Origin of the sequence: Xanthobacter sp., assembly GCF_041911315.1 — a bacterium.
Taxonomy (GTDB): Bacteria; Pseudomonadota; Alphaproteobacteria; order Rhizobiales; family Xanthobacteraceae; genus Xanthobacter; species Xanthobacter aminoxidans.
In genome coordinates this window covers 22,724-29,712 of sequence record NZ_JAYRPE010000074.1, presented here as the reverse complement: position 1 = coordinate 29,712, position 6,989 = coordinate 22,724, and the positions used below count along the sequence as shown (strand labels likewise).

The window sequence follows — 6,989 nt, the reverse complement described above, 5'->3', positions numbered from 1 at the left end:
GGTTCGAGAAAGAGGGCGGCGATTATCACGCCGCGGTGCGCGCCGCCTTCCTCGCGCGGGCGCAGGCGGAGCCGGCGCGCTGCGCCCTCATTGATGCCTCGGCCGATGCCGATGCGGTCGCCGCCGCCATCGCCGACGTGGTGGCGGCCCGCCTTGGGCTGGGTGCCCAAGACCTCGCGGGTGCCCAAGACCTCGCAGGGGCCCAAGCGATCGCAGGCGCGGGCGCATGAGCACGGAGATCGCCGGCGACGTTCTGCCGGGTGCGCCACATCCGCGTGAGCAGGACCGCCTGTTCGGCCATGCGGCGGTGGAGGCGGACCTGCTCGGCGACTTCCGCGCCGGGCGCCTGCCCCATGCCTTGCTCATCGGCGGGCCGGAGGGCATCGGCAAGGCGACGCTGGCCTATCGCCTCGCCCGCGTGGTGCTGGCCGGCGGGCCGGAGGCTGGCGCCCATGACCTGAGCCTGTCGCCGAGCCATCCGGTGTTCCGGCAGGTGGCCTCCATGAGCCATCCCGACATGCTGGTGCTGCGCCGCGCGCCGGAGGCGGGGGAAGAGAAGATCCCCACCATCATCCCGGCCGAGATGGTGCGCCGGGTGCGCAGCTTCTTCGGCGCCACGGCGGCGGCCGGCGGGTGGCGCGTGTGCATCGTCGATGCGGTGGACGAGCTGAATGCCTTCGGTGCCAATGCCTTGCTGAAGACGCTGGAGGAGCCGCCGCCGCGCGCGCTGTTCCTGCTCATCACCCACGCTCCCGGCAAGGTGCTGGCCACCATCCGCTCGCGCTCGCGCCTGCTGCGGCTGCGGGCGCTGGGGGAGGGCGACGTGCTGGCGGCGCTGGACCATCTCTCCACCGAGCTCGGCGACCTCAACGCCGCCGAGCTTCCGGCCGCCGCACAGGCCTCCGGCGGCAGCGTGCGTCGCGCTTTGACGCTGGCGCGGGGGGAGGGGATGGAGGTGCGCCTCGCCACCCTCAAGGCGCTGGATCAGCTGCCCCGGCCCCGCCCGGAAGACCTGCACGCGCTGGGCACGCGGCTTCAGGGCGACCGCGCCGACGGGCTCGATCTCTTCGTCGAGGCGGTGAGCGACTATGTGGCCGCGCAGGCCACGCACGCGGACGTGCCCCGCCATCGCCTTGTCCGCCTCGGCGAGGTGTGGGAGAAGGTGCGGCGCAGCGCGACCGAGGCGGATGTCTTCAATCTCGATCGCAAGGCGCTGGTGTTCCGCATCTTTGCCGATCTGGCCGAGGCCGTGCGCTGAAGCTGCCGCAAGCTGAAGCCGCAGTCCCGGGGGTCGGAGAAATCGTCCGAGCCTTCCGATGTCCGTCAAGCCGCCGTTCTACATCACCACCGCCATCTCCTACCCCAATGGCGTGCCCCACATGGGCCATGCCTACGAGGCGATCGCGACCGACTGCATGGCGCGGTTCAAGCGGCTCGACGGCTATGACGTGCGCTTCCTCACCGGCACGGACGAACACGGAATCAAGATGCTGCAGACCGCGCAGCGCGCCGGCGTGACCACCCGCGAGCTGCTCGAGCGAAACGTTCCCCGCTTCCAGGCGATGGTGGAGACCTTCAACCTCTCCAACGACGACTTCATCCGCACCACGGAGGAGCGGCACCGCATTTCCACGCAGGCCATCTGGGAAAAGATGGCGGCGAATGGGGATATCTACAAATCCACGTATGCAGGCTGGTATTCCATCCGGGATGAAGCCTACTACGCGGAAAGTGAGACAACACTGAACGACGCCGGTGTCCGGCTCGGCCCACAGGGGACGCCCGTGGAATGGGTGGAGGAGGAGAGCTACTTCTTCCGCCTCTCGGCCTATCAGGACCGACTGCTCACTTACTATGCCGAAAACCCGGGGTTTATAGCGCCTGACACCCGCCGAAACGAGGTTGTCAGTTTCGTTTCAGGTGGCCTTCAGGACCTCTCCATCTCCCGCACCACCTTCGACTGGGGCATCCCCGTTCCAGGTGATCCCAAGCACATCATGTATGTGTGGGTGGATGCGCTGACGAATTACATCACCGCGCTCGGGTATCCGAACGTGGATGGAGACTTCGCGAAGTACTGGCCGGCGGACGTGCATGTCATCGGCAAGGACATCATTCGCTTCCATGCGGTGTACTGGCCGGCGTTTCTCTGGTCCGCCGGGCTGGAGGCGCCGAAGCGCGTGTTCGGACATGGCTTTCTCTTCAACCGCGGAGAGAAGATGTCGAAGTCGGTCGGCAACGTGATCGATCCGTTCGATCTCGCGGCCACCTATGGTGTTGATGCCATTAGATATTTCTTCCTGCGGGAGGTGGCGTTCGGCCAGGATGGCTCCTACAGCCACGAGGCCATCGTCAACCGCATCAACGCCGACCTCGCCAACGACCTGGGCAACCTCGCCCAGCGCTCGCTGTCGATGATCTCCAAGAATCTCAATGGCTTGGTGCCTACCCCCGGCCCCCTCTCGCCGGAGGACGAGGCCATGCTCGCCCTCGCCGGCGGGATGCTCGAAAAGAGCCGCGAGGCCATGGAGGCGCAGGCTATCCACTTGTTTCTCAACGCAGTTTGGGCCGTGGTCGCGGAAGCCAACCGCTACTTCGCCGCCCAGGCCCCCTGGGCCCTGCGCAAGACTGATCCCGCCCGCATGGAGACGGTGCTCTGGGTCACCGCCGAGGTGATCCGGCAGGTGGGCATCATGGTCCAGCCGGTGATGCCGGAGAGCGCCGCCAAGTTGTTGGATCTGGTGGCGATTCCCGCCGCGGAGCGGGGCTTCGACCGGCTCGCTCCGGCCTTCCGCCTGCCCGCCGGCCTGGCCCTGCCGACCCCTGTCGGCGTGTTCCCGCGCTATGTGGAGCCGGAAGCCGCCACCTGAGCCCCGGAATGGGCGGGAACCGGAAATATCTTAACCTTGCTAGGGTTTTGTAGTTTACAGCAGGCGGGGCTGGGGGAACTGGAGCGGTGGGAATGACGGGCGTGAGATGGGTTTCGGTGGCCGCGGTGGCGCTGGCACTGGCCGGCTGCTCCAGCAGCTACGACCGCGCTCCGGCGCCTTCTCCCAACTATGATCCCATCCCCCCGGCCATGCCGACTCAGATGCCCCCGCCGGTGCCGGAAGGCCCCGCCGTGCCGCGCATCGAGGTGAAGCTCGCCGGTGCCGACGCCACCCTCGTGCGCGCCCGCATCGCGACGTCACGGCGTGCCCGCCAGTACAACATCACGGTCGATCAGCCGGCCCAACTCATTGCCGAAAAACGGCTTCCGCCTGATGAGGCGATGAAGCGCACCAACGGCCAGAGCCAGGATGCCGCCTTCCGGCTGGACTACATCTTCAACACCTCGGGCGGGAACGTCACGGTGTCGCTGGAAGCCTCCATCGTCACCAATCCCGGCCGCCCCGGCGAGCGCGTGCAGCCCATCACCATGCCCGCCCCGGACGCGGACGCCCTCAAGGAAGAGATCAGCGCGGCCCAGTAGCCGCGCGACTCACTGCTGGCGCGGGGTGCCGGCGAGGCGCTCCATGGCGATGACGGTGGCGAGCGCCGCGATGGTCTTCACCACGGCACCGGGGATGAAGGGCAGGAAGCCCTTCTCCAGCGCCAGCATGGGGCCGACCTTGGTGGCGAGCCACCCGGCGCCCATGACCATCAGCACCAGATGCCCAAGGGCGAGCGCGCCGAAGAGCGGCAGCGGCCGAAGCCGCGCCCAGCTTTCCTGCAGCCAGCCCACCAGCAGCGCCGTGACGAGAAAGCCGACGACGAAGCCGCCGGAGGTGCCGGTGAGCATGGCGAGCCCGCTCCGCCCGCCCGAGAACACCGGCAGTCCCATCAATCCGGCCAGCAGATAGATCGCGACGGTGAGCCCGCCGAATTGCCAGCCCATGAGGGCGGCAAGCGAGATGAGCACATAGCTCTGCAGCGTGATGGGCACCGGCTGGATGGGGATAGACAGCTGGGCGCTCCAGGCCAGCAGGGCTACGCCTACGACGAGCAAAGCGATCGCCCAGACGTTGGACGCATCGGCGAGCCGGGCGAGCGCAGGGCGGAACGGGGGCTGGGTCTTGAGCATGAAGGGTCTCGCCATGGGACGAGCCGGCCCGGCCCGTGTCGGCCCCCGCGATACCTTTGCCGGAGCAGTCCGGCAAGGCCCGGCCGTGCGCTGTGCGCATGGCCCGGCGCCTCGACGGGGAGGGCCGATGCGCTTATGTGAAGCGCGGAACGTCCGTAGGATCATCATGCTCGTCGACAGCCACTGCCATCTCGATTTCCCCGATTTCGCCGCCGAGCTGCCGGACGTGGTGGCGCGCGCCGAGGCGGCTGGCGTCACCCATCTCGTCACCATTTCCACGCGGGTGCGCCGCTTCAACGAGATCCTCGCCATCGCCGAGCGGTTCGACAGCGTGAGCTGTTCCGTGGGGACCCACCCCCATCAGGCGGGCGAGGAAACCGATGTCACGGTGAAGGACCTGGTGGACCTCTCCCGCCATCCCAAGGTGGTGGCCATCGGCGAGGTGGGGCTGGACTATCACTACGACCTCGGGCCGCGCGAGGCGCAGGAGCACGGCTTCCGCACCCACATCGCAGCGTCGCGCGAGACCGGCCTGCCGCTGGTGATTCACGCCCGCGAGGCGGATGAGGACGTGGCCGCCATTCTCGAGGAGGAGAGCGCCAGGGGCGCCTTTCCCTTCCTGCTGCATTGCTTCACCGCCGGGCCGGAGCTTGCCCGCCGGGCGCTGGCGCTGGGCGGCTACATCTCCTTCTCCGGCGTCGTGACCTTCAAGAAGAGCGAGGATCTGCGCGCCATCGCCTGCGATGTGCCGGCCGACCGCATTCTGGTGGAGACCGATTCCCCGTTCCTCGCGCCGATTCCCCATCGCGGCAAGCGCAACGAGCCCTCCTTCGTGCGCGAGACGGCGAAGGTGCTGGCCGAGGCGCGGGGCGAGCCCTTCGAGACCTTCGCCGCCGCAACCACCCGGAATTTCTACACCTTGTTTTCCAAGGCCAGGCGCTGAATCGTCCAGCGCTGAACGAGGGAGGAGACGTGGTGAACCACGATCGCTACGATGACGCCTATATCCGCTCCCTCCTCTCCGAGGTGAAGACGATCGCCATCGTCGGCGCCAGCGCCAATGCGGCGCGGCCGTCCTATTTCGTAATGAAGTACCTGTCCGAGCGCGGTTATCGCGTCTATCCGGTCAATCCGGGGCAGGCGGGCAAGACCGTGGTGGGGCTCACCTTCGTCGCGTCGCTGAAGGATGTGCCTGAGGCCATCGACATGGTGGACGTGTTCCGCGCACCCGAGCATGTGCCCGCCGTTCTCGACGAGGTGCTGGCGCTCGATCCCCTGCCAAAGGTGTTCTGGACCCAGCTTGGCGTCCGCAACGACGAGGCCGCCGCCCGCGCTGAGGCCGCCGGTCTCAAGGTGGTGATGAACCGCTGCCCGAAGATCGAATATGGCCGCCTTTCCGGCGAGATCGGCTGGACCGGCGTCAATTCCCGCACCATCTCCGCCCGCCGCCCCCAGCGGCTGGGCAGCGGGGTGCAGCGGCTTTCCATCGCACCGCGTGGACCGAAATCAATCTAATCGGTAGAAGTACGGAATTATCTATCGAAGCCCGCCGGCATAGAAGGTTGGCACTGACGGAGAAAGCGCCCATGTCCGACGACAAGACCCCCGCCGCCCCGCACGAGCCGGGTTTCGCGACCCTCGCGATCCACGCCGGCGCCCAGCCGGACCCCACCACGGGCGCGCGGGCGACGCCGATCTACCAGACCACCTCGTTCGTGTTCGACGACGTGGATCATGCGGCGTCCCTGTTCGGGCTGCAGGCGTTCGGCAACATCTACACCCGCATCACCAACCCGACCAATGCGGTGCTGGAAGAGCGCGTCGCGGCGCTGGAGGGCGGCACGGCGGCCCTTGCGGTCGCGTCCGGCCATGCGGCCCAGCATCTGGTGTTCCACACGCTTCTGACGCCGGGTGACGAGTTCATCGCCTCGCGCAAGCTCTATGGCGGCTCGATCAACCAGTTCTCCCACGCCTTCAAGAGCTTCGGCTGGAACGTGGTGTGGGCGGACCCGGACGATGTGTCCTCGTTCGAGCGGGCGGTGACGCCGAAGACCAAGGCGATCTTCATCGAATCCATCGCCAATCCGGGCGGCGTGGTGACCGATGTTGCGGCCATCTCCGCCATCGCCAAGAAGGCGGGCGTGCCGCTCATCGTCGACAATACCCTGGCGACGCCCTATCTCTGGCAACCCATCAAGGACGGTGCCGACATCGTCGTGCATTCGGCCACCAAGTTCCTGGGCGGGCACGGCAATTCCATCGGCGGCGTGATCGTGGATGCGGGCACGTTCGACTGGTCGGCCTCGGGCCGCTACCCCTTCCTGACCGAGCCGCGGCCGGAATATTCCGGCATGGTGCTGCACGAGACCTTCGGCAATTTCGCCTTCGCCATCGCCGCCCGCGTGCTGGGCCTGCGCGACCTCGGGCCGGCGCTGTCGCCTTTCAATGCCTTCCTGATCCTCACCGGCATCGAGACGCTGGCCCTGCGCATGCAGCGGCATAGCGAGAATGCGCTGAAGGTGGCGCAGTGGCTGGCCGCGCACCCCAAGGTGTCCTGGGTGAGCTATCCCGGCCTTGCGACCGACAAGTATCATGCGCTGGCGCAGAAATACCTGCCCAAGGGCGCCGGGGCGGTGTTCACCTTCGGCCTCAAGGGCGGTTATGAGGCGGGCGTGAAGCTGGTGTCGAACGTCGAGCTGTTCTCGCATCTCGCCAACATCGGCGACACCCGCTCGCTCATCATCCATCCCGCCTCCACCACCCATCGCCAGCTGACCGACGACGGCAAGACGGCGGCGGGGGCAGGGCCGGAAGTGGTGCGCCTGTCCATCGGCATCGAGGACGTGGCGGACATCATCGGCGACCTCGATCAGGCGCTGGCCAAGATCTGATCTGGGCGAAGATCTGATCTTTGATCTGCGCGGGC

Annotated in this window: 7 protein-coding genes and 1 pseudogene; 7 read left to right on the top strand and 1 reads right to left on the bottom strand. The window is 67.4% G+C overall.

What is annotated here, in order from left to right; all coding sequences use genetic code 11:
* From ACE3QW_RS21875 to ACE3QW_RS21860, 4 genes and pseudogenes are all read left to right on the top strand, one after another.
* Positions 1-230, top strand: a pseudogene (locus ACE3QW_RS21875) (hypothetical protein); the annotation flags it as partial.
* Positions 227-1,258: a DNA polymerase III subunit delta' gene (locus ACE3QW_RS21870; protein ID WP_374253981.1), complete on the top strand. Its 1,032-nt coding sequence runs from the start codon at positions 227-229 to the stop codon at positions 1,256-1,258. The pseudogene ACE3QW_RS21875 and the gene ACE3QW_RS21870, both read left to right, overlap by 4 nt.
* Positions 1,259-1,316: 58 nt before the next feature.
* A complete protein-coding gene (metG, locus tag ACE3QW_RS21865) occupies positions 1,317-2,870 on the top strand; it encodes a methionine--tRNA ligase (protein WP_374253980.1) in 1,554 nt (517 codons plus the stop codon).
* A gap of 92 nt (positions 2,871-2,962) precedes the next feature.
* A complete protein-coding gene (locus ACE3QW_RS21860) occupies positions 2,963-3,472 on the top strand; it encodes a hypothetical protein (protein ID WP_029558439.1) in 510 nt (169 codons plus the stop codon).
* Positions 3,473-3,481: 9 nt separating this feature from the next.
* On the opposite strand, the gene ACE3QW_RS21855 is transcribed toward ACE3QW_RS21860, so the two are convergent.
* Positions 3,482-4,078: a biotin transporter BioY gene (locus ACE3QW_RS21855; protein ID WP_374253979.1), complete on the bottom strand. Its 597-nt coding sequence runs from the start codon at positions 4,076-4,078 to the stop codon at positions 3,482-3,484.
* 151 nt (positions 4,079-4,229) lie between these two features.
* Between ACE3QW_RS21855 and ACE3QW_RS21850 the strand changes: the two genes are divergently transcribed.
* The 3 genes from ACE3QW_RS21850 to ACE3QW_RS21840 all read left to right on the top strand — a co-directional run bounded on the left by ACE3QW_RS21850 (position 4,230) and on the right by ACE3QW_RS21840 (position 6,954).
* A complete protein-coding gene (locus tag ACE3QW_RS21850) occupies positions 4,230-5,006 on the top strand; it encodes a TatD family hydrolase (RefSeq protein WP_374253977.1) in 777 nt (258 codons plus the stop codon).
* Between the two features lie 32 nt (positions 5,007-5,038).
* On the top strand, positions 5,039-5,578 hold the full coding sequence (locus tag ACE3QW_RS21845) for a CoA-binding protein (RefSeq protein WP_374253985.1): 540 nt from the start codon (positions 5,039-5,041) through the stop codon (positions 5,576-5,578).
* Between the two features lie 71 nt (positions 5,579-5,649).
* Entirely contained in the window at positions 5,650-6,954 is a 1,305-nt protein-coding gene (locus ACE3QW_RS21840) for an O-acetylhomoserine aminocarboxypropyltransferase (protein ID WP_024279124.1), read from the top strand.
* Positions 6,955-6,989: the final 35 nt, after the last annotated feature.

Coding starts and splice junctions, on each gene's coding strand:
- ACE3QW_RS21840 (WP_024279124.1), top strand. CDS start 5,650: ATGTCCGACGACAAGACCCCCGCCGCCCCGCACGAGCCGGGTTTCGCG.
- ACE3QW_RS21870 (WP_374253981.1), top strand. CDS start 227: ATGAGCACGGAGATCGCCGGCGACGTTCTGCCGGGTGCGCCACATCCG.
- ACE3QW_RS21860 (WP_029558439.1), top strand. CDS start 2,963: ATGACGGGCGTGAGATGGGTTTCGGTGGCCGCGGTGGCGCTGGCACTG.
- ACE3QW_RS21855 (WP_374253979.1), bottom strand. CDS start 4,078: ATGGCGAGACCCTTCATGCTCAAGACCCAGCCCCCGTTCCGCCCTGCG.
- metG (WP_374253980.1), top strand. CDS start 1,317: ATGTCCGTCAAGCCGCCGTTCTACATCACCACCGCCATCTCCTACCCC.
- ACE3QW_RS21850 (WP_374253977.1), top strand. CDS start 4,230: ATGCTCGTCGACAGCCACTGCCATCTCGATTTCCCCGATTTCGCCGCC.